This is a genomic window from Ectothiorhodospira magna (genome assembly GCF_900110965.1).
GTDB lineage: Bacteria > Pseudomonadota > Gammaproteobacteria > Ectothiorhodospirales > Ectothiorhodospiraceae > Ectothiorhodospira > Ectothiorhodospira magna.
In genome coordinates this window covers 1-22,903 of sequence record NZ_FOFO01000033.1, presented here as the reverse complement: position 1 = coordinate 22,903, position 22,903 = coordinate 1, and the positions used below count along the sequence as shown (strand labels likewise).

Genomic DNA, 22,903 nt, shown 5'->3' with positions numbered 1-22,903 from the left:
ATTTTTCTGGCTTTTTTTTGCCTCCTCCAACTCCTTTATCCAATCCCTATATTAGCAATCGCTAATGTCGCGACGATATTGCTGGGCGCGCTTTGTTTATAACCAAAACATCGACTTTCCTCGCCAAATACACCCTTATGTCTGGCTGGCCGCATATCAAAACTCGGAAACTTTAGCTCTGCTTTAGTCAACTACCCCCAACTGAGGTCGAGGGCTTGTGAGAGCAAACCGGGTTGACCAGGGTCAGCGGTGAAAAACCGCTACGTTTGCAACAGGTCGTCAAGACCCACCGGCGGATGCTTCCTCAGTCCGCCGCTCTGGAAGTCTGGGATCATGCTGGCGAAAGGTAAAGCGCCGAAGGTTCCAGTCGCCGCGAAAGCAGGAGCTGGTTGCAGACATTCCCGAGGGGAGATGGGGCGCAAGCCCCACCTCACTGGACTCGTAAGGGTTCTGTTTTGGGAGGTTTGAAATGGCGGTTTTGGTACTGGACAAGAGGAAAAAGCCCCTGATGCCCTGCTCGGAGAAGCGGGCACGGTTGCTGCTGGAGCGGGGCCGGGCCGTGTCCACCGGATGATTTGGATCTATTTGATTGCCGGATTAATAGCGTGGGCCATGAGGGGGGCACGCGGGGTTTCCTTTAGCGCCGCTTCCCCGTCAGAGAACCCAACAGACCCCGCACGATCTGACGCCCGATCTGAGTACCTACCGCTCGGGCGGTGCTCTTGGCGGTGGCCGCCAGCACACTGTCGCCCCGCCGGGATGTACCTCCGCTGCCACGACGATTGCGGGCCGCCTGCTGGGTGGTGACCGTCGCGGTGGGTTCGCTCAGAGCCGCCTGGGCCTGTCGCTGCAAAATTTCATAGGCTGATTCCCGATCCACCGGGGTGTCGTAGACACCCGCCAGGGGCGAGGATTGAATCAGCGACCGCCGCTCGGCATCGTTCAGCGGGCCGATGCGGCTGGCAGGGGGGCGAATCAAGGTGCGTTCCACCGGCGTGGGCTGGCCCCGCTCGTCCAGCACGGACACCAGGGCAGTGCCGGTGCTCATGGACAGGATCTCCGCCTCCGTATTCAGACCCGGCTTGGGCCGGAAGGTCTGGGCCGCTGCCCTCACTGCCTTCTGATCCCGAGGGGTGAAGGCCCGCAGGGCATGCTGGATGCGATTGCCCAGTTGCCCCAGCACCGGCTCGGGCAGGTCCAGGGGATTCTGGGTGACGAAATACACCCCCACTCCCTTGGACCGAATCAGCCGTACCACCTGTTCGATGCGGTCAGTCAGGGACTTGGGGGCATCCTTGAACAGCAGGTGGGCCTCGTCGAAGAACAGGACGAAACGGGGCTTGTCCGCGTCGCCCACCTCGGGCAACTGCTCGAACAGCTCCGACAGCAGCCACAGCAGCAGGGTGGAATACACCAGGGGACTGGCCCGGTACAGACGCTCCGCGTGCAGGATGTTGACCACGCCCCGCCCCTGCTCATCGGTCTGCAGGAAATCCTCCAGGGTCACCGCCGGCTCACCGAAGCACTGCTCCGCCCCCTGGGACTCCAGGGTGAGCAGATTGCGCTGGATGGCCCCCAGGCTGGCGGGGGCGATGTTGCCGTAGGTGCGGCTCAAGGTCTGACGCTGCTCCCCCACCCAGTTGACCATGGCCCTCAAATCCTTCAGGTCCAGCAACAGCCAGCCATTGTCGTCGGCCACCCGGAATACCAGCTGCATCAGCCCGCTCTGGGTCTCGTTGAGGTTCATCAGCCGGCTGAGCAGGGTGGGTCCCAGGTCGGCGATGGTCAGGCGCAGGGGATGGCCCTGTTCGCCGAACACATCCCAGAACACGGTGGGGGCGCCGTGCATCTCCAGATCATCCAGGCCCACCTGCCCTGCCCGTTCCCGTACCCGGTCATTCATCTGGCCGGGGACGGCGATGCCGGAAAAGTCACCCTTGATGTCCGGCACGAACACCGGCACCCCCAGGTCCGAGAAGGACTGGGCCAGGGTTTGCAGGGTGATGGTCTTGCCGGTACCGGTGGCGCCGGCGATGAGGCCGTGGCGATTGGCCATGGACGGAGTAATGGCTACCGGATGGCCGTCCGCGGCACCGATCAACAGGGGATGCGTGTTCAAGCGTCGTCTCCTTGTGTGTGGGTCACGTAGATGAGTCCGTCCACGTCGTAATCCAGTTCCCGGGCCAGCGTGACCAGCCGCCGGACCACGTTGGGGTCCAGTTCGGGGCTACGTGCCAGGATCCAGAGATAGGAACGGGTGGGACCAGTCACCATGGCGTACTGGTAGTGGTCCTTGTCCAGGGCAATGATGTTATAGGCACCATAAAACGGTCCGAAGAAGGATACCTTGAGCCGGCCCACGGTGGGAGAGTCGATGAACCGGGCGACCCCTTGGGCCTCCCGCCAGACCTCCCGGTCCGGGTGATAGCCCCGGTTGAGCACGCTGACGGTGCCGTCTTCGCGCAGTGCGTAATGGGCGGTGACATCGGTCAGACGCCGCTCAAAGGAATGATCCAGCCGGGCGATGGAGTACCAGGTGCCCAGGTACCGCTCGGCGTCCAGCCCCTGGACCGGCTCCACCCCCTTGGGGATGCCGGTACAGCCAACCAGTAAGAGCAGGCATAGCAGAAGCAGACAGCCACGCGCCCGGAGAGATGAAAAACGGACGAATCGGAGATGCATCGGTTGACCTCGGGAAGGACCAGAGGGTCACAGCATGGGCCAGGCCGGGTTTTCAAGCAACCGCACGCAGCAGGGGCTCTCCGGGCAACTGATCCACTTCGGCAAAGCGTTGGGCCAGACGATCCCGGGCTGCCATGGGATTGGCTTCCTCTTCCTGGTCATTGGCCATGGGCTGTCCCTCGGCGGTGGCCTCCTCTTGACGCTGAAGACGCAGTTCAGCATGGGCCTCGGCTTCCATCATCCGGGCCTGGGCAGCCACCCGATGATCCTGGGGGGAAGGATCTGCCGGTGCCAGGGCCGCAGCATGAATCACCCGCGCCTTTTGAATCGCTTCCTGGGGGTCGGCGGGCCGGGACGTGTCGATGGACACCTCTCCTCCCACCGCATAACGGCGACCATCTGGACCGGTCTGAAAGTCGTAGGTCGCACCGCCGGTCACATAACGGCCACCGGCAGCGATATGGGCCTGCTCATGGGCCCGGACCTCCCGATCCCGCTGTTGTAGCTCCCGGACCACCTGCTCCTCTTCCGGGGTCAGCTCGGTCACTGCCTGGGGACCTTCACGCTCGGTGGTGGTCGCTTCGGTGTCTTGGGTTTCCTCCACCGGGCCGGCGGGGCCTGGCCGTTCCTCCTCCGCCCCAGGCAGACGCTGAAAATCCGGCCGGGCGATGGCCCCGACAGGCATCATGGCAGAACCGATGGCATCGCTGATGTTCATCACAAAAATCCGCGCACTAAAACCAGTCTATACATGGACGCTAGTCCGTATACCGAAAGGTGTCAAGGAAAGCGGGGACAATCCGCACATCAGTTCCGATACGCGGTCTTTGTCCCGTTCATGTTGTGTTCAGCCATGCTAAGGGAAACTGTACCCGAGGCTGGAGGAAGGACCGTCATCTCCCCGGCCAGTGTTCTGAAACTTTAGCGAGCAGGAGAATAATGATGAAAACCCTGAACAATACCGTAAGTCGCCGCCGTTTCCTGCAGTTGGGTGCCTATGGCCTGGTGGCCGTTCCCGTGGTGGGCACTCTGGGCTGGGCCACTGCCGCCCAGGCCGCCGACAAGGTGGATGAGAGCTCTGAGACCGCTCAGGCTCTGGCCTACACCCATGATGCCACCACGACGGATCATCCCGCCTTTGTGGAAGGCAGCAACTGCGCCAATTGTCTGCTGTACACCGATACCGGTGGCGACTGGGGGCCCTGTGCCGTGTTCCCCGGCCAGCTGGTGGCCGCCGAAGGCTGGTGCACGGCCTGGGTAGCGGGGTCATAAGGTCGCCCCCCCATTCCTCTCCTTCTCCCTTCCAGGGAGAGGGAGGGGGCCGTGGATCTTGAGGGCACCCCAAGTTGATTGAACTCAAGGGTGGCCCCACACGCTGAATCATGTAGACTTCCGGGCTGTCTGCCCGCCTTTCCGGCCTGCCGGACAGTGGGCGTGGCCCTCAATAGTCTACATAGAGCAGCTAACCATGGCATCGACCGAACGTCTTTTGTTGAGCGGTAACGAGGCAGTCGCGCTGGCCTCTCTCCACGCCGGCGTCCGCCTCGGCACCGGATATCCGGGCACCCCCTCCACCGAGATTCTGGAAGCCTTCTCCCTCATCGGCGGTCCCGCCCAGTGGTCCCCCAACGAAAAGGTGGCCCTGGAAGTGGCCCTGGGGGTCTCCTTTGCCGGTGGCCGGACCCTGGTCACCATGAAGCATGTGGGCGTGAACGTGGCCGCCGACCCCCTGTTCACTGCCGCCTACATCGACCTGACCGGCGGTCTGGTGCTGATCTCCGCCGATGATCCGGGCATGGCTTCCAGCCAGAATGAGCAGGATAACCGCCACTACGCCCGCGCCGCCATCGTGCCCATGCTGGAGCCCGCCGATTCCCAGGAGGCTTACGATTTCACCCTGGCCGCCTTCGAACTCTCCGAGCGCTGGCGCGTCCCGGTGATCCTGCGCATGACCACCCGCATCTGTCATGCCAAGACCGAAGTGATTCCCGGTGAACCCCGGCCATCCACCCTGGAACCCCATTTTCAGCGGGACATCCCCGGTCGGGTGATGATCCCCGCCTATGCCCGTCCGGCCCACCACAAGGTGCGGGCCAAGATGGAAGAAATCGCCCGCTGGAACGAAAACAGCGGCCTGAACCGTATCTATCCCGGCGACAAGTCCCTGGGCATCATTGCCTCGGGCATCTCGGTGATGCATGCCCGGGAGGCTGCCCCCGACGCGACATTGCTGGCCCTGGGGGTGACCTGGCCGCTGCCCATGCGGATGATCACCGACTTCGTCAACAGCGTGGACCGGTGCATCGTCATCGAGGAAGGGGATCACCTGTTGTACGAAGCCCTCACCGTGGCGGGGCTGAAGGTGGAAGGCAAGCCGGAGATGTACCGCTTCAGTGAACTGAACGTAACCCGGGTGCGCCGCATCATCGCCGGCGACGTGAGTCCCGAGGCGCCCCGTCCCCGGGGCAAGCCCCCGGAACTGTGCCAGGGCTGCTCCCACCGGGAGGTGTTCGAGGCCCTGAGCCGCCTGGACTGCATTGTCTCGGGGGATATCGGCTGCTACACCCTGGGGGTGCTGCCCCCGTTCGAGGCCATGGACACCTGCGTGTGCATGGGCGCCGCCATCGGCGTGGGCCTGGGCCTGCGGCATGTGCTGCCCGAGGCCGAGGCCCGGCGGGTGGTCAGCGTCATCGGTGACTCCACCTTCGTCCACTCCGGTCTGACCGGCATCGCCGAAATGGTGTACAACCCGCCGCCCACCGGCCATGTGGTCCTGATCGTGGACAACAGCACCACCGCCATGACCGGACGCCAGGAACATCCGGGCACCGGCCGCAGCCTGAACCACGAACCGACCAACAAGATGGACTTCGTGGCCGTGTGCAAGGCCATGGGGGTGAAGAACGTGGAGGTGGTGGACCCGCAGAAGGATGAGGCGAAGTTCGAGGAGATCCTCAAGGACATGATGGCCCGGGACGAATTGTCCGTGCTGATCGCCGAGCGGCCCTGCATCCTGGCGGTGCCCTTGATCCGCAAGCTGGAAAAGGCCGAGGCGGAAAAGCGTTGCGCCGCCGGCGGCTGTGCGGCCGCACCAGTGGAATGACCCATCCAACGAATCTTTAGGGGATCATCAATGGCAGTTACCAACATCGTGCTGGCCGGCCTGGGCGGACAGGGCGTGGTCAAGGCATCCGACCTGCTCTCCACCACCGCTTTCTCCAGCGGACTGCAGGTCAAGAAGAGCGAAGTTCACGGCATGAGCCAGCGTGGCGGCTCCGTCACCACCGACGTGCGCATCGGCAAACAGGTCCTCAGCCCCATGGTGCCCATGGGCGAGGCGGATTTCCTGATGGTGTTCGAATCCACTCAGGTGGACCTCAATCTGGGCTGGCTGCGTCCCGGCGGCGTCCTGATCACGCCGGACCTGATCCCGGAGGGCGAGCTGAAGAATCGCAAGAGCCTGAACGTGGCCCTGCTGGGGGCTGCCTCCATGGTGATGGACTTCTCCGAACAGGAATGGGTGGCGGCCATCCATCAATGCTTCCCGCCCAAGCTCCATGCCGTCAATGAACACGCCTTCGCCCTGGGGCGCAAGCTGGGAGCGGGACTGTCCCGCCCGGAAGTGATCGAGGGGGTTTGAATGCTGAGCGAACGCTGGAACGACGTGGAGGGTGGATTCCACCCTGCCAGTGCACCCGACTATCTGCCCGTGGAACGCCTGCGGGAAGTGCAGCTACGGCGCCTGCGCGCCGTGGTGACCCGCGCCTACGACAACGTGGACCTGTTCCGCGCCCGCATGGGGGAGCGGGGGCTGACCCCGGCGGACATCCGGACCCTGGACGACATCGCCCAGCTGCCGTTCACCGTCAAGGTGGATCTGCGCGACACCTACCCCTTTGGCCTGTTTGCCAGCCCCATGGGCGAGATCGTGCGCCTGCACGCCTCCTCCGGGACCACCGGCAAGCCCATCGTGGTGGCCTACACCCGTGACGACCTGAATGTCTGGGCCGAGGTGATGACCCGCACCTTCGCCGCCTGCGGCTTGCACCGGGGCGACATCGTGCAGAACGCCTTCGGCTACGGCCTGTTCACCGGCGGTCTGGGCGCCCACTACGGGGCCGAGGCCCTGGGGGCCACGGTGATCCCCGTTTCCGGCGGCAACACCGAGCGCCAGCTGATGGTGATGAAGGACTTCAACGTCAGCGCCGTCTGCGCCACCCCCAGCTACTTCATCCATGTGATCGAACGGGCCAACGACATGGGGCTGGACCTGCGGGAACTGCCCCTGCATACCGGCATCTTCGGCGCCGAGCCCTGGAGCGAGGAAATGCGCCGGCGCATCCAGGACGGGGCCGGCATCCGGGCCTACGATATCTACGGCCTGTCGGAGATCATCGGCCCCGGGGTGGGCAGCGAGTGCGAGCACCAGGACGGCCTGCATATTTTCGAGGATCATTTCTATCCGGAAATCATCGATCCGGAGACCGGCGCGGTGCTGCCCGACGGCGAGGAAGGGGAGCTGGTGCTCACCACCCTGAGCAAGCAGGCCATGCCCATCATCCGCTACCGCACCCGCGACATCACCCGCATCATCACCGAGACCTGTGCCTGCGGCCGTAGCCTGCGCCGTATCCGTCGCGTGGGACGCCGCTCGGACGACATGTTCATCATCCGCGGCGTGAACGTGTTCCCGTCCCAGGTGGAAGCGGCCCTGCTGGCGGTGGAAGGCACCCTGCCCCACTACCAGATCATCCTCACCCGCGACCATGGCCTGGACCAGATGGCGGTGGAAGTGGAAGTGACCCCCGAGGTCTTCAGCGACAAGGTCCGCGCCCTGGAGGATGTCCGCGCCGAACTGGCCAAGGCCATCGAGCAGATCATCGGCATCCGCGTGGCCCTGCGCCTGGTGGAACCCCGCACCATCGCCCGCAGCGAAGGCAAGGCCAAGCGGGTGATCGACAAGCGTGCCATCTAGCCGGCCCGCGTCAAGGAGTATTGACTTATGAAGCTGCAACAGCTTTCCGTGTTTCTGGAGAATCGTCCCGGGCACCTGGCCGAGCCCCTGGCCCTGCTGTCCCGGGAGGGCATCAATATCCTGAGCCTGTCCCTGGCGGATACCTCGGACTTCGGCATCCTGCGCATGATCGTGCGGGACTGGGAGCGGGCCGCCCAGGTGCTCAAGGCCGATGACTGGGTGGTGAAGCTCACCGAGGTGGTGGCGGTGGACGTGGAGGACCGTCCGGGTGGTCTGGCCGAGGTGCTGCAGGCCGCCGGCAAGGCAGAACTCAAGATCGAGTACATGTATGCCTTCTCCCTGCGACGCAACCACCGGGCCGCCCTGATCTTTCGCTTTGAGGAACCGGACCGGGCCATCGACGCCCTCTCGGCTGCCGGTTGCCATGTGATCGAAGCTGAAGCACTCTTTGCCGCGGTGGAATAAACAGGACGCTCACGGCCATGCCGCTGCCCTTCAAGGAACACCCCCTGCGCCATGCAGTCACCACCGAACTGCATGCCCGTACCTTTGAGCCCATCAAGGCACCCGCCAGGGTCTCGCACCTGGCCTTCATCTGCGGGGAACGGGGCAGTGGTCGCAATACCGGGCACCTGATCCGGCTATTGCAGCATTTTGGTGCCCCGGTGCCGGAAACCGTCGGTCAATACCATGTGGCAGACCTGGGTAATATCCGCCTGCACTGGGAACGACATACGGAATTTGTGACCTATACCTTTACCGAACCGGGGCCGTTTATTCACCCCTTTGCCAACCCGGTGATCGAACGGCTACCGGCCCAGTGGCTGGCGGCTTCCCCGGGAGAGTTGGTCACTGCCGTATCGGTGGCGCTGGAATCCGGCGACATGCCCGAGCGCAGTCTGGCGGAGCTGTCGGCCCTGTTTGATCACAATATCATCATCGGTGCCGAGGTGGTGGGGGGGCTGGGTCGTGCTTGGTCGGATCTGCGCATTCACCCTGACGGCTATGCCCGTATCCTGCTGCGTAATGAAAAACTCACCGAGGCCCAGGCCGGGCGCATGGTCAAGCGGGTGCTTGAACTCAACGCCTATCGCGCCATGACCCTGCTGGCCCTGCCCATGGCCCGCAAGGTCAGCCGTACCCTGGACATGGCAGATCGACGGCTGGCCATTCTGGCCACCAAGATGGCACAACAGCCCTCCCGGACTCCGGGACAACCCATGGAAAACCAGCTTCTGGCCGAACTGACCGGCCTGGCCACGGAAATCGAGTCGATGGCTGCCCAGACCACCTACCGCTTCGAGGCTTCCCGGGCCTATTATCGGGTGACCAAACAACGGCTGGAGCAACTGCGTCAACGGCGTATTGTCGGACTGCAAACCTTCACAGAATTTCTCGATGCCCGACTGGCTCCGGCAGTGGCCACCTGTGAATCCGTCAGTAGTCGCCAAAGGGATCTGGCAGAGCGGGCGGCCCGGTTGACCGCCTTGCTGCGGGCCAGGGTAGAAGTCAGCCTTCAGGCCCAAAACCGCAATCTGCTGGAATCCATGGACCGCCGGGCCAAACTGCAATTGCGACTGCAGGAGACGGTGGAGGGGTTGTCCGTCATTGCCATCGGGTATTATGGCGTGGGCCTGATAGGCTATCTGCTCAAGGGGCTGGAATCCCAGGGGCTGCCGGTCAACGCCACCCTGGGCATGGGTATCGCCATGCCTGTTGTGGTATTCAGTGCCTGGTTCTTTCTCAGGCGGGTGAAACAACGCCTGATGCGAAGTCATGACTAGCCCCACGCGACAGATATGGTTTTGCAATACACCGCCCAAGTGCGAAAAACAACCGTCGATCTGAAAATCATCGGGTGCGCCATGTCTGGCCCGCATCATCAACTTTATGTGAATGCGGCCGATATCCTTCCCCATGAAGGGCCTGGTCAGGACAGTGCCGCGCAGACCAATAGGTATCCTGGGGAATCAATATGCAACGTATCAACGATTTGCCAATCTGGGTTCGCCTTGTGGGTGTCATGTGGCTCACAATGGTATTGGCCTGGGGCGGCATGACCCTGTGGACAGTTCAGGAGCAGCGACGAACCGCTGTCCATCAGGCCGAGTCTTTTGCTGAAACCTTGCACGAAATCACCATGGCCGGACTGACCACCATGATGATCACCGGTACCATCAACCGCCGGTCCGAGTTCCTCGATCAGATTGTCGAGTTGCAAAACGTCCATGACCTGCGGGTGCTGCGGGGAGACAATGTATCCCGGCAATATGGTCCAGGCAGCGAATATGAACAGCCCAGGGACGCCATCGAGCGCAACGTGCTGGAAACCGGGCAACCCTTCATATCCCTGTCGGAGGACCGTTCCGCCCTGCGAGCAGTGATGCCTGTTTTCAACGAGCATGAGTATCTGGGCAAAAACTGCACCCTCTGTCATGGTGTAGCGCCAGAAGGGGCCGTGCTGGGGGGGGTGAGCCTGCAAATCAGTCTGGAGGATGTCAATACCGCCTCCCGCCGGTTTGGTTTCAGCTTCCTGTTTGTTGCCACCCTGCTCAGCTTGCCGGTGCTGTTGTTCCTGTTCCTGTTCACTCGCCGTTTTGTCACCAATCCGCTCAAGGAAATGACCCTGGGTTTACAGGGGATTGCCCAGGGCGATGGTGATTTGTCCCACCGCCTGCCCATTCATGGCAAGGACGAGATTGGACAGTCGGCCATGGCCTTCAACGCCATGATGGATAATTTCCGCGATTTGATCAGCCGGGTGCTGCATTCCACCGGGGAACTGGCCCGGGCGGCGGCGGATCTGGCCTCGGTGACGGAACGGACCAACGCCGGGGTCTCCCGCCAGCGTAGCGAAATCGACCAGCTTGCCACCGCCATGACCGAGATGAACAGCACGGCCCACGAGGTGGCTCGCAACGCCCAGCAAAGTTCCGATTCCACCCGGCAGGCGGAAGATGCAGCCCAGGAAGGCAAACATATCGTCTCCGGCACCATGCAGCGCATCGAGCAACTGGCCAAGGAGGTGCAAAGGGCTGCCGATGTGATTCGGGAACTGGACAACGACAGCGAAGAAATTGGCAAAGTGCTGGATGTGATCCGGGGCATTGCCGAGCAGACCAATCTGCTGGCCTTGAATGCGGCCATTGAAGCGGCACGGGCGGGTGAAGCCGGGCGCGGGTTTGCCGTTGTGGCCGATGAGGTGCGCTCCCTGGCCAATCGCACCCAACGTTCAACCCAGGAGATTCAATCCATGATCGAACGTCTGCAGCAGGCCAGTCGTCGCGCAGTTTCTGCCATGGATGAAAGCCGTCAGTCGGCCCAGGCCAGCCGTGACAGCGCTGCCCAGGCAGAATCCTCCCTGGCTGCCATCACCCAGGCGGTCACCACCATCAGTGATGTCAATGCCCAGGTGGCCAGTGCTGCCGAGGAGCAAAGCGCCGTGGCTGAAGAAATGAACCGTAACGTGACCAGCATCTCTGATGCCGCCGAACAAAATGCCCAAGGGGCACAGGAAACCACCCATGCCTCCGAACAACTGGCCCGACTGGCGGATGAGCTACAGCATCTGGTAGGCCGGTTCAAGGTTTAATCACCGCTCACTGATCCAAAGGACAACCATGTCCCTCAATTTGCCCTACGAAATTATCCGCGAATCCGTCAAATTGGCACTGATTGAGGATATTGGCACCGGCGATCTGACCGCAAACCTGATTCCGGCACAGACCCGGTGTCAGGCCCATGTGGTCTGCAAGGATCAGGCTATTGTGTGCGGACAGGCCTGGTTTGAGGAAACGTTCAGGCAATTGGACCCCACCGTGACAGTCACCTGGCATTGCCAGGAGGGGGAAGCGGTGGAACCCGACACCCGACTGTGCAGTTTGAGCGGGCCGGCCCGACCTGTCCTGACCGGGGAACGCACCGCCCTGAATTTTCTTCAGACCCTGTCAGCCACCGCCACCCGGACCCGGCGCTATGTGGACGCGGTGGCTGGCACCCCCGCCAATATTCTGGATACCCGCAAGACCTTGCCCGGTCTGCGTCTAGCACAGAAATATGCCGTCAGTTGCGGTGGCGGCATGAATCATCGTCTGGGGCTTTACGACGCGGTGCTGATCAAGGAAAACCACATCATGGCCGCCGGTTCCATTGCTGCGGCGGTGGCCCAGGCCCGGGCCCTGCCCGAGGCAGTGCCGGTGGAGGTGGAAACGGAAACCCTGGATGAAGTCCGTCAGGCCCTGGAGGCCGGCGTTGACGTGATCATGCTCGATGACTTTGATCTGGAAGGCATGCGGGCTGCCGTGGCACTGGTGGGCGATCGCTGCAAACTGGAAGCGTCCGGAGGGGTGGACCTGTCCCGTATCCGGGAAATCGCCAAAACCGGCGTACATTTCATCTCCGTGGGCGCCCTGACCAAACATATTCAGGCCGTGGATCTGTCCCTGCGGCTGGTGCCCTAACCCACCTGGGCCTTGGCCAGTTGCCAGAGGGTTTCCAGCGCCTCTAAAGACTCGTCCTCCATGGATCTTGATTCCTGGGCCAGTATCCTTTCCATACAGCGGAAACGGCGCTCAAACTTGGCATTGGTGCGCCGCAGGGCCGCTTCCGGGTCTACCTTCAGGTGCCGGGCCAGGTTGGCCACGGCAAACAGGACATCCCCCAGCTCGTCCTCCAGCCGGGTATGGGGGGCACCTGCCCCCATCTCTGCCCGAACTTCATCCAGTTCTTCGTGGATCTTGTCCAGCACAGGGGCTGCATCAGCCCAGTCAAACCCCACCCTGGCCGCCCGCTTTTGCAGTTTGGCGGCCCGTACCAGGGCCGGCAGGGTCAGGGCAACGCCATCCAGATGACCGGCGGCGCCGTCCTGGCGCTCGGCCCGTTCCTGGGCCTTTGCCGCTTCCCAGGCCCCATGTTGAGCCTGTTCCGATGCAAACCGTACACCGGCAAACACATGGGGATGCCGGCGGATGAGTTTATCCGCCAGGGTACGGGCCACATCATTGAAATCAAAGCGGTTTTCTTCTTCAGCCAGGCGGGCATGGAACACCACCTGCAGCAGCAAATCCCCCAATTCCGAGCGCAGTTCATCAAAATCCCGGCGGGCGACTGCATCGGCGACTTCATAGGCTTCTTCCAGGGTGTGGGGCACGATGCTGTCATAGGTCTGTTTCAGATCCCAGCTGCAGCCCGTTTCCGGATCCCGCAAGCGCGCCATGATCTCCAGTACATCATTGATTCCAGCAGAAGAGGTGGTCATGGTGGCGCCCCACTAGAAATTGATGCGGATGCCAAAATGAAACCGGTCATCCAGGCGGTAGTCTTCCTGCTTGTCCAGGTCCACCTCCACCCGGCGATAACCAATGAATCCGGCGGCACCGGGGGTCACCTCCAGTTCATAGCGCACCGCCAGATCCCATAACCCGTCTCCGTTGCTCAAACTGGTGATGGGCGGGGCATAGTAGCCCTCAAGCGCAAAGAACATGGGGGTATTGGCAGGAATGGTGTATCGCACTTCCCCCCCCAGCCCCAGAGACTGAAAGGTTTGATCCGGCTCATCCACAAACCCCAGATACAACTTGCCTCCAACGCCGAAGGTCAGGGGCTGTTCACCGGCAGGCACACCCCGGACATTCATCCCCGTGGTCAGCATGTAGTCGCTGTCCTCGTTGAAGAAGAGCCCGAAAAAAAGATCAGCGCCCCCAAAACCGATGGCACTGGAATCGGTGATGAAATTGAACTGGGCTGTCTTCTGGCTCAGATAGATGTCCAGCGTATGTCCCGAGGCCACGGGAGCCATCCCCATCAGGCAAACCACAGCCATCAATCTTTCACGCATGGGAGTTTTCCTTTGGCATGGACATGACGCAGGCCATTTTAGCCCTTGGGCTGTTGGTCCTGGGTTTTGTCCGCCAGACCGGGTGGAGACATCAGGGTTTGGGTCTCGTGATCGTAGCGGCCTTCCAGTTCATCCTTATGGGTCTTTGGCCACATGGGTACCCCCACAAAATAGCCGGCCCGGCCAATCAGATGAGCAGCCACCGGCGCAGTGAGCAGCAGGAACACAATGACGGCCCCGGCCTTGGCGGCTACCGCCACATCACCGAAAAATTCAATGCCCACCGCAATCATCAACAATCCTCCCCCCAAGGCGCCGGCCTTGGTGGTGGCATGCAATCGCATGGGCAGATCGGGCATTCGCAACAATCCCAGGGCCGCCACAAACATGAAGCCGACCCCGGTGAGCAAAAACAGACTGATCACAAGATCCACCAGCCACTCAATCATCATCCCGGGTTCCCCCCTTGGCAATCAGGCGGGCAAACCCCACCGCCGCCAGAAACGCTGTTAAAGCCAGCACCATGGCCACGTCCAAAAAAGCGGTCACCCCACTGGACAGGCTGTAGACAGCAATGAAACCCACCGTCAAGGTCGCCAGCATCTCCAGGGCCACCACCCGATCTGGCAGACTTGGCCCCAGCACCAGACGGAAAAAGATCAGTACCAGGGAAATTCCCAGCACCAGATAGGCAACAAAAATGGAAAACTCAAGCATGATGGCCCCCGTTGAACCGAGTCATAAATTTCTCCGCAAAGAAACCCGCGATTTCAATCGCGGGAGAAATGGCGACTGCGGTATTGCAACCGTCGAAAAATGAGTGGGCTTTCCACCCACAGGGCCATGAGGCTCTGCCCAGTCAAGGGCTGGTCAACCCGGTTTGCTTTTACAAGCGCCCGACGGCTTCAGTCGGGGGGCGTCGACCGCAGTACCTCCAGGGTCCGATATTCCATGTAACGGATGCTCTCAATCACCTCAGCCTCGCCTTCCAGATACATCACATGGATATAGAGCACTTTTCGGTCACTGGACACGTCCAGGCTCAAGGTGCCAGGGGTGAGAGAAATCAGATTGGCAACTACGGTGATTTCCGCATCGGTTTTTGCCTCCAGGGGAAAGGCAATCACGCCCGGCTTCATGTAATGGGTAGGTGTCAGTACATCATAAGCCACCTTGAGGTTGGACAGAATCAGCTCCTTGATGAAAAAGCCGACGAAAAGGATCGCCTTGGGCACCTTTTTGGCATAGGCGGCAAAACCCGGCTGATCCCGCAGGGCCGAGGCCAGGATCAGATACCCCAGCACCAGACCAATGAACAGGTTGGTACCCGTGAAATTGCCAGTCAGGCCCATCCAGACCAGAGCCAGCAGAATATTTGAGGCCAGTGGACCGATCATCAGCGTTCCCCCAGGACGGCATCAATGTACAGGCTCGGATTGAGCAACTGATGGGCTGCCGCATCCGCGATCTGATAGATGGGTTCTGCCCCCAGGCCAATGAAGACCGTCAGGGCGGCCATGCCGCCAATGGTCAGATAGAGCACACCAGAGCCGGCACTGCCGTGGACCGGCCGGTTGGCATATTCCTCCGGCTGGGCCTTCCAGAAGACTTCAGCCCAGATCTTGATCATGGAGTACAGGGTCAGCAGACCCACCAACAGGGCCACGCCCACGATCCACCAGGCTTCGGCCTCCACGCCGGCCCGGATAAGGATGAACTTGGCGAAGAATCCAGACAGGGGCGGGATTCCCGCCAGAGACAGGGCCGGAATCAGGAACAAAATGGCCAGCATGGGATGGGATCGGTACATGCCCCCCAGTTCTTTAAGCTCATAGGTGCCCTTGAGCCGGTACACCAGACCACTGACCAAGAACAGATTCGCCTTCACGATGATGTGGTGCATGATGTAGAACACCCCACCGACGATGGCCAGGGGCGTGAACAGGGCCAGCCCCATGATCATGTAACCGATCTGGCTGATGATGTGGAATGACAGGATACGGCGAAACTCAAACTGGGCTGCCGCCCCCAGTACCCCGGTGAGCATGGTGGCAGCCGCCACCCACAGCAGGATCTCATGGGTATAGTCCACATCCTGGGTGAAGATGAGGGTAAATACCCGAAACAGGGCATAGACCCCGACCTTGGTCAGCAGGGCCGCAAACAGGGCGGACACCGCCACCTGAGGGGTGTGGTACGAAGCCGGTAGCCAGAAAAAGAAGGGAAAGGCACCCGCCTTGATACCAAAGGACACCAGGAACAGCATGGCGATCACGGTGATGATGCCCGGATTGTCGGCGTAACTGAGCTTGTCGGCAATGTCCGCCATGTTCAAGGTGCCCGTCAGGCCATAGAGCAGACCGATGGCCGACAGGAACAGGGCCGAAGATACCAGGTTCAGGGTGACATACTTGATGGCCCCTTCCATCTGCGCCCGTTCCCCACCGAGAATCAACAGGGCAAAGGAAGCCACCAGCATCACCTCGAACCACACATAGAGGTTGAAGATGTCGCCGGTCAGGAAGGCCCCGTTCACCCCCGCCAGCAGCAGGTGCAGCAGCGGATAGTAGCCGAAGGCTTCATGGCGTTTGGTCATGGCCGTCAGGGAATAGACCGCCGTGGCAAACCCGCTGATACCCGCCAGTACCACCATGATGGCACCCAGCAGATCCGATACCAGCACGATGCCAAAGGGGGCATGCCAGTTGCCCATGTGCATCACCAGGATGCCATCCTGCCAGGTGGCAGACAGCAACCACAGGGCGGACAGGAGCATGAGTCCGGTACCGATCACCGTGGTGATGCGCTGGGCAAGACGCCAGCGCCAGAGAATCAGCGTCAGGGCCCCAAAGAACAGGGGAATGATGACAGGCAGCGCGACCTCGAGCCTCATGTGTCGGTATCCTTCATCTGGTCCATATCATCAGCCTGCACCACCTCGTAGGCGCGGTGAATCAATACCACCGCAAAGGCCAGCACCCCAAATCCGATCACGATGGCAGTCAGAATCAGGGCCTGGGCCAGGGGATCGGCCACTATACCTGCCGGCTGCATGGCCCCCTCGGGCACCAGGGGCGGCGCGCCGCGCAACAGGCCCGCCTGGGTGAACAGCAGCAAATTGGCAGCATTGGACAACAGCACCAGCCCGATCACCAGTTTGACAATCGAGCGACGCAGCATCATGTAGATGGCAGCAGCAAACAGGCCGCCAACGGTGAATGCCATCAGGGTTTCCATGGGCAATCTCCCTTGAGACACCCGCCCGCCGCACCCTTTGGTGCGCACCGCGGGGTCCGGCGCTCCAGACTCGTGTTATGGATCCGGCGTTGCAAGAACATGTGATGACCGCTTTAAGATGCGTGAATGATAGGGGAATCGCCCTGGCGATGGGGGATCAATCCTCTGCTTCGGCCAGGGACAGCAGAATCAGCAATACTCCGCCGATGACCACCAGATAGACCCCAATGTCGAACAGCAGGGGCGTGCCCACCTTGAGTTCTCCCAGTACCGGCAAGGTCAGTTCCAGCCATTGGGAGGTAAAAAAGGGCTGTCCCATGAACACTGCGGGCACCCCGGAAATCACCCCGAACAGCAATCCCCAGCCCAGCAGATCCCGGGGTTCAAAGCGCAATACCCGTTTGGCGCTATGGATATCCAGGGCAAACATGTACAGGGCAACGGCAGACGCCGCTACCAGTCCGGCAATGAAGCCACCGCCGGGTTCATCGTGTCCCCGCAGTAGCAAAAATACAGAAAACACCAGCAGCAGGGGCAGCAGAAAATGCGCCGTTGTGCGCAGAATCAGGGACTGCAGGGTAAACTGTGGACTCATCAATCATTGCTCCAAAACAGAACCTTTACCGGGCCGGTGAAGACGGGGCTGGCCCCATCTCCCCCAGGGAATGCCTGCCACCGGCTCTTGCTCTCCCTGGAAGACTCAAACCTGCAGCACCAGGGCAGCGAACCGGGGCAGCATGCCACGCCTGCCTTATTTTTCGAGGGTCGTTGACGAGTTGTTGTCCTCGGCGCGGAACTTGATCATGGCATAAACCCCCACGGCGGCCAGAGCCAGCACCACAATTTCACCCAAGGTATCCAGGGCGCGGAAATCCACCAGGATCACGTTGACGATATTGCGGCCATAGCCGGAGGGCTGGCTTTCCTGAATGAAGTAGGCCGAAATACTGTCGGCATACTGAACCGCGCTGGCGGCCAGTATCAGCACGGTCATCATCAGACCCACGGACAGGGCAATCACCGCATCCCGAACCCGCAACACCGTAGGGGTCAGCCCCAGGAATCCCGGCAGACGGAACAGCACCAGCACCAGCATGATGACGGTGAGTGTCTCCACCAGCACCTGGGTGATCCCCACATCTGCAGCACTGAACAGCACGTAGATCAAGGCGACACAAAAGCCCACTACCCCCAGGGAGGCCACCGCCCCCAGTCGGGACCGGGTGGTGACCGATACCAGGGCTGCCAGCAACAGCACGGCAACAATGAAGGCTTCATGCACCATCACATCCGACAGGTCGGGAGCGATGAGAATATCGGCATGGGTCATCAGGGTCACGGTCACCAGCGCCACGGTGGATATCAGTATGGTGAGCAGGTAATAACGCAAATAGCCATTTTGCAGCACCCGGGTTTGCCATTCGGACAGCCAGACCATACCCGCCATGGATTTCTCGTAGGCCACTTCCGGGCCATAGCGATTGAGCACCTCTAAAAAGCGGGTGGAATCCCGGAAACGGTCCCAGTTGAAATAGAGGGTCAGGCCCAGTGCCAGGGTCAGGACACTCAGCAGCAGGGGCAGGTTAAAGCCGTGCCAGAGGGACAGATAGACCGATACGGGTGCTCCGTGTACAGCCCCTGCCGCCGCAGCGATGATGCCTTGATCCACCAGTCCGGCCCCCAGCCCAAAAAGCAGGCTCAGGGAAGCCAGCACCACCGGTCCCGCCAGCAGGGCCGGCGGTGCCTCGTGGGGCGCCTTGGGGGTGTCCACCCGCGGCCCATACCAGGGGCGGATACCCACAATGGCAGCCACCGCCACCACCATGATGGCGGAGACCACCGCCAGGAAGGTGAGGATTCCGGCCAGGGCAGGTGCCTCCAGCACCGCCTCGAACAGCAGTTCCTTGGCAACAAAGCCGAACATGGGGATGACACCGGCCAGGGACAGGGCCGCCAGGCTGGCAAAGGCAGCGGTGATGGGCAAGGCACTGCGTAACCCCCCGGTCTGCAGGAAGTCCTTGCAACCTGCTTCGTGATCCAAAATACCCGCCACCAGAAACAGGGCTCCCTTGTACAGGGAATGGGCCAGCAGGAAGGCCATGGCCGCCATCAGGGCGGTTTCCGTACCCACACCAATGAGCATGGTGAGGGTACCCAGAGCCATCACCGTGGAATAGGCCAGCACCTGCTTGATGCCGGTGGAGCGCACGGACATGAACACACCGACAAACATGGTCACGGCACCCAGCAGACCCAGCAGCAGTAACCAGGCCTCGGTGCCCCCCAGGGACGGATTCAGACGGGCCATCAGGTACACCCCGGCCTTGACCATGGTGGCCGAATGCAGATAGGCCGACACCGGGGTGGGAGCAGCCATGGCATTGGGTAGCCAGAAATGGAAGGGATACTGGGCGGATTTGGTGAAGCATCCCAGCAGTACCAGCAGCAGGATGGCCAGATACCAGTCATGCTCACGGAAGATATCGCCGGAAGTAAGCAATTCATGCAGCTCGTAGCTGCCCCCCACCATCGCCATCATGATCAGACCGGTCAGCAGAGCCAGACCACCAGCCACGGTCACAAACAGCCCTTGCAGGGCGGCCTTGCGGGATTTGGCTTCCTCGTGGTGATAACCGATCAGCAGATAGGAGGTGATACTGGTGAGTTCCCAGAACACAAACAGGGAAATCAGATTGCTGGAGAGCACCAGCCCCAGCATGGACCCCATGAAGGCCAGGATCAGGACATAGAAGCGCCCCAGATCCCGCTCCCCTTCCAGATAGCGTCCCGCATAGGACACCACGAAAAAACCAATCCCGGACACAATGAGGGCAAAAAGCAGACTCAGGCCATCCACCAGGAAGGACAACTGGATATCCAGACCGGGGATCCAGGGATACTCGATGACCACCTGCCCCCCGCCGCTGATCTGGGGCAGGAAGGTGGCAAAATAGATGAACAGGGACGCCGGCAGGAGGGCCAGCACCCAGCCACTATGACGACCCAGGGCACGGTGCACCCAGGGCGCGGCCACGGCAAGCAAAAATCCAGACAGGACAGCAAGCAGCATGGGATCTTTCGGGCGATCAAACAAGGTCCGGGGTCATCTGTGATGCCCCTGCCGCCTTGCCCCGGTGCTATGAAACAACCGGGCGCACCCCCTCCTCCTGGTTAAACGTGTATGGATGAAACCGCAATCAGGCACATTTTATGCTATACAGATTTGGTTTTCGTTTGCAATCCCTTGCGAATCGTGCCGGTATCCTGGCCAGCAGCGGCGTTAATCGATCCAGCCACTTTGACGCCGGCGCCAGCGAATCCGGGTCAGGATAATCCCCAGTAACAGACTGCCCAGGGACACCCCCGCCCCCACCAAAAACCAGTCCCGGCGCACATTTTCCTGAAGCACCTGGTTTTGTTCCTGAAGTGCAGCCAGCCGGGCCTGCTCCCGGCTCAGGGCCTCGCTCAGGGCCTGGTTGCGACGGGCGGTTTCCAGAGGTTCGGCGGCCACTTCCCGCAGGGTTTCCAGTTCCTGCTCCAGTTCAGCCACCCGGCTGTCAAGGGCGTTGGCCCTCTGGATCTCCCGATCCCGCTCCGCCCTCAGACCACGAATCTGGTCTGCATGTTCCCCACGGTTTTCTTCCAGTTGCTGAATCCGCCGTTCCGCCTGGGCCAGACGCTCCCGGGCATGGGGCCGGTTCATCAAAAAGCGGCTTTCGATCCAGCCTTCGGTGTCATTGGCGGTTCGTACCAATGTATAGCCGTCGTCATCCACCTGCAGTACGGTCACCGCCGTACCACTGGTAAGAAACTGCAGGATACGGTGCTGCAGGGTCTTGCCGGTGCGGATATGGGCACTGAGTTCATCGGAAATATAAGCCGTCGTCTGAGCCTGCGCCAGCCCCGGCCAGGGCAGCATCAACAACAGGATGGCCAGCATCACGGATGGCGGGGATGCCAAAGGGTGTTTCACGAAAAATATCCTTTGCTGCGTGGTCACGGATTATTAAATGGATTGCATGGGTGGATCATGGTGCCCTACTCTAACAGCCAAGAGGGACGAAATCCCGACGAGGATTTTTAATCCCTCCCCCAACACTGTGCAAAGGATATCCGCCTCATGCATGAACATGACCCCGTTCATCTCGCCCCCCTTGAGGCCCATGAGATGCTCCGGGAAAATCCCAGAGCCCTGCTGGTGGACATTCGCTCCAGCATGGAATTTTTATTCGTGGGGCACCCGGTGGGTGCGGTCCATATTCCCTGGATGGATGAACCGGACTGGACCCTCAACCCCCGCTTTGTGCCAGAAATACGCAAGCTGCTGCTGGGCAGCGCAGGCACCGAAACCACACAGGACAACTGCGTTCCGGTCATCCTCATCTGCCGCAGTGGCAAGCGTTCCCTGGATGCAGGCCGTTTGCTCATCAAGGAAGGCATTCCCGATGTGTACCATATCGGCGAAGGCTTTGAAGGGGAACTGGACGAACACCATCACCGCTCCAGTCTGGGAGGCTGGCGTTTCCACGGCTTGCCCTGGGAGCAATGCTGATCATTTATTCCGGCGGCGCATCCGGCGCACAACACGCTCCACCTGCAGTGGCAGGAAAATGAGCAGGTCGTAGCACCGGGGCAACAGATCCGCCAGGGTATGCATCAGCCAACCCAGGCGGAACAGGATAAAGGCCGTCAGGCGCAACGTCACCACCCCCACAGCCCCGCCCACCACCCCGCCGGCCTGCAGGGTCATCTGCAACGGGATGGCGGCCAGAGCCGGCAACAGGGCGGCCAGGGCACCCAGCACCATCAGGGTGGACACCGATAACCAGGCCAGCACCGGCGGCGCCACCTCTGGCGGCCCTTCCAGCAATCCGTACACCACGTTGTCGGGTATGGCAAACAGTGATCTGGAACCTGCCAGGGCGGCCGACACCATCGTCACCAGAACCAGCAGTACCACCCCGCCCCACAGCAGGCGCCGGCGCCCGGCAATGTCCCAGCTTTCAATACCCGGAATCAGGGTGGTAATCCGGCGGGACTCACTGACCATGCCCCCGGCCATGACCGCGGCCAGCACCAGCACCCCCGCAGCCAGAACAGACAGACTCTCCCCTTGTGTTCCGGTCAATGGCATCCCCAAAATGCCCTGCAGGGGCGGGGTCAGCAGGTGAAATCCCAGCATGGCGGTCAATCCCAAAGCCAGCAGCAGGGTCAGCCCCAATACCAACAGGCCACCGGAGGCCAGCAGCACAGTCCGGGGTGTAGACAGCCCATCCCTGGCCTGCTGAAAACGGGCCAGGGCCTCGTCCAGACGGCGGGCCTGATCCGCCACCCCCGCCACGGATCGTTCCAGATCCCCCACCCGATCTCCCAGGGTACGCCATTCTGGCAACAGTTCCCGCAGCAGCTTCATGCGTTCCCGGTTTTCGTGCCGGTACTCCGCCATCGTGTCCTGACTGGCCCTGGCCAGGGTATCGTGGATTTCCTGCAACATGGGTTCCACCCGGGGGTCAGTCCGATGGGGAGGTGCCTGAATCAAGGCCAGAGCGGTTTTCATCCAGGCCGGCTCCTCGGGCATCTGATCCCGGGTGCGCTGGTAATCCCGCTCCAGAATACTGATCTGTTCATTGATGCGCCGCTGCAGAACCGCATGGCCACCCAGATCCCGATTCAGACGGCATTGAATCCCCCGGTACCGCCGCGCCACCTGTTGCTGCAAACGCAGCAGTAACACACCGCGCAAATACTCCCGGTGACGGCGGTGCAGGACAGCGGCTGCCAGATTCAGACCACGGCCTGCCGCACCAAGATGCCGGGCCAGCAACCGACAGACAATCCGCAATACCGGACGCAACCAGGGGCGGGCCAGATAAAGCAGACCAATGGCAATCAATCCCCAGATGAGGATGGATATCCCGAAATGAGAGGCCCATAGCCCCAGCAGACCCTCATTACCCATCACGGCCTCCACAAGATTTTCCCGCCCCTGGGCCGGAAGGATGGACCTGTTCCGAATTTCATACTCGAAAGTGCTCATTCGGTGATTCGCTCTCCGTTGATAGCGCCCGGGTTTGACCAGGCGAGCAACTGGAGTCCTGGTTGAGCAGTCCCAACCGGAGGCGCTCAGTCCGTTCCAGCAAGATCGCCTTGACCCGCTTGAACGGAGTGAACCG

At 61.3% G+C, this 22,903-nt stretch carries 24 protein-coding genes; 10 read left to right on the top strand and 14 right to left on the bottom strand.

Annotated elements, in window-relative coordinates:
* Positions 1 to 469: 469 nt before the first annotated feature.
* Positions 470 to 574: an RRXRR domain-containing protein gene (locus BMX62_RS11745; RefSeq protein WP_238375982.1), complete on the top strand. Its 105-nt coding sequence runs from the start codon at positions 470 to 472 to the stop codon at positions 572 to 574.
* 63 nt (positions 575 to 637) lie between these two features.
* Here BMX62_RS11745 and BMX62_RS11740 read toward each other — a convergent pair whose 3' ends face one another.
* From BMX62_RS11740 to BMX62_RS11730, 3 genes are read right to left on the bottom strand one after another with little or no spacing between them, the layout of a single operon-like run.
* Positions 638 to 2,119: a helicase HerA-like domain-containing protein gene (locus tag BMX62_RS11740; protein ID WP_090209260.1), complete on the bottom strand. Its 1,482-nt coding sequence runs from the start codon at positions 2,117 to 2,119 to the stop codon at positions 638 to 640.
* Positions 2,116 to 2,682 carry a lipocalin family protein gene (locus tag BMX62_RS11735; RefSeq protein ID WP_090209257.1) on the bottom strand — a complete coding sequence of 189 codons (567 nt, stop codon included), beginning with the start codon at positions 2,680 to 2,682 and terminating at the stop codon, positions 2,116 to 2,118. The genes BMX62_RS11740 and BMX62_RS11735 overlap by 4 nt, the downstream gene beginning before the upstream one ends.
* A gap of 52 nt (positions 2,683 to 2,734) precedes the next feature.
* Entirely contained in the window at positions 2,735 to 3,400 is a 666-nt protein-coding gene (locus BMX62_RS11730) for a putative metalloprotease CJM1_0395 family protein (RefSeq protein WP_090209254.1), read from the bottom strand.
* A gap of 221 nt (positions 3,401 to 3,621) precedes the next feature.
* Here BMX62_RS11730 and BMX62_RS11725 point away from each other — a divergent pair, with 221 nt between their 5' ends.
* From BMX62_RS11725 to nadC, 8 genes are all read left to right on the top strand, one after another.
* Positions 3,622 to 3,954, top strand: coding sequence for a high-potential iron-sulfur protein (locus BMX62_RS11725; RefSeq protein ID WP_338011480.1), 333 nt, complete (start codon positions 3,622 to 3,624; stop codon positions 3,952 to 3,954).
* Between the two features lie 196 nt (positions 3,955 to 4,150).
* A complete protein-coding gene (locus BMX62_RS11720) occupies positions 4,151 to 5,785 on the top strand; it encodes a thiamine pyrophosphate-dependent enzyme (RefSeq protein ID WP_090209249.1) in 1,635 nt (544 codons plus the stop codon).
* 30 nt (positions 5,786 to 5,815) lie between these two features.
* On the top strand, positions 5,816 to 6,322 hold the full coding sequence (locus tag BMX62_RS11715; protein WP_090209246.1) for an indolepyruvate oxidoreductase subunit beta: 507 nt from the start codon (positions 5,816 to 5,818) through the stop codon (positions 6,320 to 6,322).
* Positions 6,323 to 7,657 carry a phenylacetate--CoA ligase family protein gene (locus BMX62_RS11710; RefSeq protein WP_090209242.1) on the top strand — a complete coding sequence of 445 codons (1,335 nt, stop codon included), beginning with the start codon at positions 6,323 to 6,325 and terminating at the stop codon, positions 7,655 to 7,657.
* Between the two features lie 27 nt (positions 7,658 to 7,684).
* On the top strand, positions 7,685 to 8,122 hold the full coding sequence (locus BMX62_RS11705; protein ID WP_090209239.1) for an ACT domain-containing protein: 438 nt from the start codon (positions 7,685 to 7,687) through the stop codon (positions 8,120 to 8,122).
* Positions 8,123 to 8,139: 17 nt separating this feature from the next.
* Positions 8,140 to 9,441, top strand: coding sequence for a DUF3422 family protein (locus tag BMX62_RS11700; RefSeq protein WP_090209237.1), 1,302 nt, complete (start codon positions 8,140 to 8,142; stop codon positions 9,439 to 9,441).
* Between the two features lie 191 nt (positions 9,442 to 9,632).
* Positions 9,633 to 11,249: a methyl-accepting chemotaxis protein gene (locus BMX62_RS11695; RefSeq protein WP_090209234.1), complete on the top strand. Its 1,617-nt coding sequence runs from the start codon at positions 9,633 to 9,635 to the stop codon at positions 11,247 to 11,249.
* A gap of 28 nt (positions 11,250 to 11,277) precedes the next feature.
* Positions 11,278 to 12,117 carry a carboxylating nicotinate-nucleotide diphosphorylase gene (gene nadC / locus BMX62_RS11690; protein WP_090209232.1) on the top strand — a complete coding sequence of 280 codons (840 nt, stop codon included), beginning with the start codon at positions 11,278 to 11,280 and terminating at the stop codon, positions 12,115 to 12,117.
* Here nadC and mazG read toward each other — a convergent pair.
* From mazG to BMX62_RS11640, 10 genes are all read right to left on the bottom strand, one after another.
* Positions 12,114 to 12,914: a nucleoside triphosphate pyrophosphohydrolase gene (mazG, locus tag BMX62_RS11685; protein WP_090209230.1), complete on the bottom strand. Its 801-nt coding sequence runs from the start codon at positions 12,912 to 12,914 to the stop codon at positions 12,114 to 12,116. The two genes, nadC and mazG, sit on opposite strands and share 4 nt — an antisense overlap.
* 12 nt (positions 12,915 to 12,926) lie before the next feature.
* Positions 12,927 to 13,493: a porin family protein gene (locus BMX62_RS11680; protein ID WP_090209227.1), complete on the bottom strand. Its 567-nt coding sequence runs from the start codon at positions 13,491 to 13,493 to the stop codon at positions 12,927 to 12,929.
* Between the two features lie 38 nt (positions 13,494 to 13,531).
* A complete protein-coding gene (mnhG, locus tag BMX62_RS11675; protein WP_420795831.1) occupies positions 13,532 to 13,930 on the bottom strand; it encodes a monovalent cation/H(+) antiporter subunit G in 399 nt (132 codons plus the stop codon).
* 4 nt (positions 13,931 to 13,934) lie between these two features.
* Entirely contained in the window at positions 13,935 to 14,210 is a 276-nt protein-coding gene (locus BMX62_RS11670) for a cation:proton antiporter (protein ID WP_090209224.1), read from the bottom strand.
* A 188-nt stretch (positions 14,211 to 14,398) separates the two neighbouring features.
* A complete protein-coding gene (locus BMX62_RS11665) occupies positions 14,399 to 14,890 on the bottom strand; it encodes a Na+/H+ antiporter subunit E (RefSeq protein WP_090209219.1) in 492 nt (163 codons plus the stop codon).
* A complete protein-coding gene (locus BMX62_RS11660) occupies positions 14,890 to 16,386 on the bottom strand; it encodes a Na+/H+ antiporter subunit D (RefSeq protein ID WP_090209215.1) in 1,497 nt (498 codons plus the stop codon). The genes BMX62_RS11665 and BMX62_RS11660 overlap by 1 nt, the downstream gene beginning before the upstream one ends.
* The gene (locus BMX62_RS11655) at positions 16,383 to 16,730 is read right to left on the bottom strand and encodes a Na+/H+ antiporter subunit C (protein ID WP_090209211.1); all 348 of its coding nucleotides are present in this window, start codon (positions 16,728 to 16,730) and stop codon (positions 16,383 to 16,385) included. The genes BMX62_RS11660 and BMX62_RS11655 overlap by 4 nt, the downstream gene beginning before the upstream one ends.
* A 157-nt stretch (positions 16,731 to 16,887) precedes the next feature.
* On the bottom strand, positions 16,888 to 17,325 hold the full coding sequence (locus BMX62_RS11650; RefSeq protein WP_090209208.1) for a Na+/H+ antiporter subunit B: 438 nt from the start codon (positions 17,323 to 17,325) through the stop codon (positions 16,888 to 16,890).
* Positions 17,326 to 17,481: 156 nt separating this feature from the next.
* Entirely contained in the window at positions 17,482 to 19,800 is a 2,319-nt protein-coding gene (locus BMX62_RS11645) for a putative monovalent cation/H+ antiporter subunit A (protein ID WP_090209205.1), read from the bottom strand.
* A 210-nt stretch (positions 19,801 to 20,010) separates the two neighbouring features.
* Entirely contained in the window at positions 20,011 to 20,703 is a 693-nt protein-coding gene (locus BMX62_RS11640; RefSeq protein WP_090209202.1) for a TIGR04211 family SH3 domain-containing protein, read from the bottom strand.
* Positions 20,704 to 20,850: 147 nt separating this feature from the next.
* Between BMX62_RS11640 and BMX62_RS11635 the strand changes: the two genes are divergently transcribed.
* Complete coding sequence (locus BMX62_RS11635; protein ID WP_090209197.1) at positions 20,851 to 21,282, top strand: rhodanese-like domain-containing protein; 432 nt, start codon at positions 20,851 to 20,853, stop codon at positions 21,280 to 21,282.
* Here BMX62_RS11635 and BMX62_RS11630 read toward each other — a convergent pair whose 3' ends face one another.
* Positions 21,283 to 22,767 (bottom strand): hypothetical protein, encoded by a 1,485-nt coding sequence (locus BMX62_RS11630; protein ID WP_090209193.1) that lies wholly within the window; start codon positions 22,765 to 22,767, stop codon positions 21,283 to 21,285.
* Between the last annotated feature and the right edge of the window lie 136 nt (positions 22,768 to 22,903).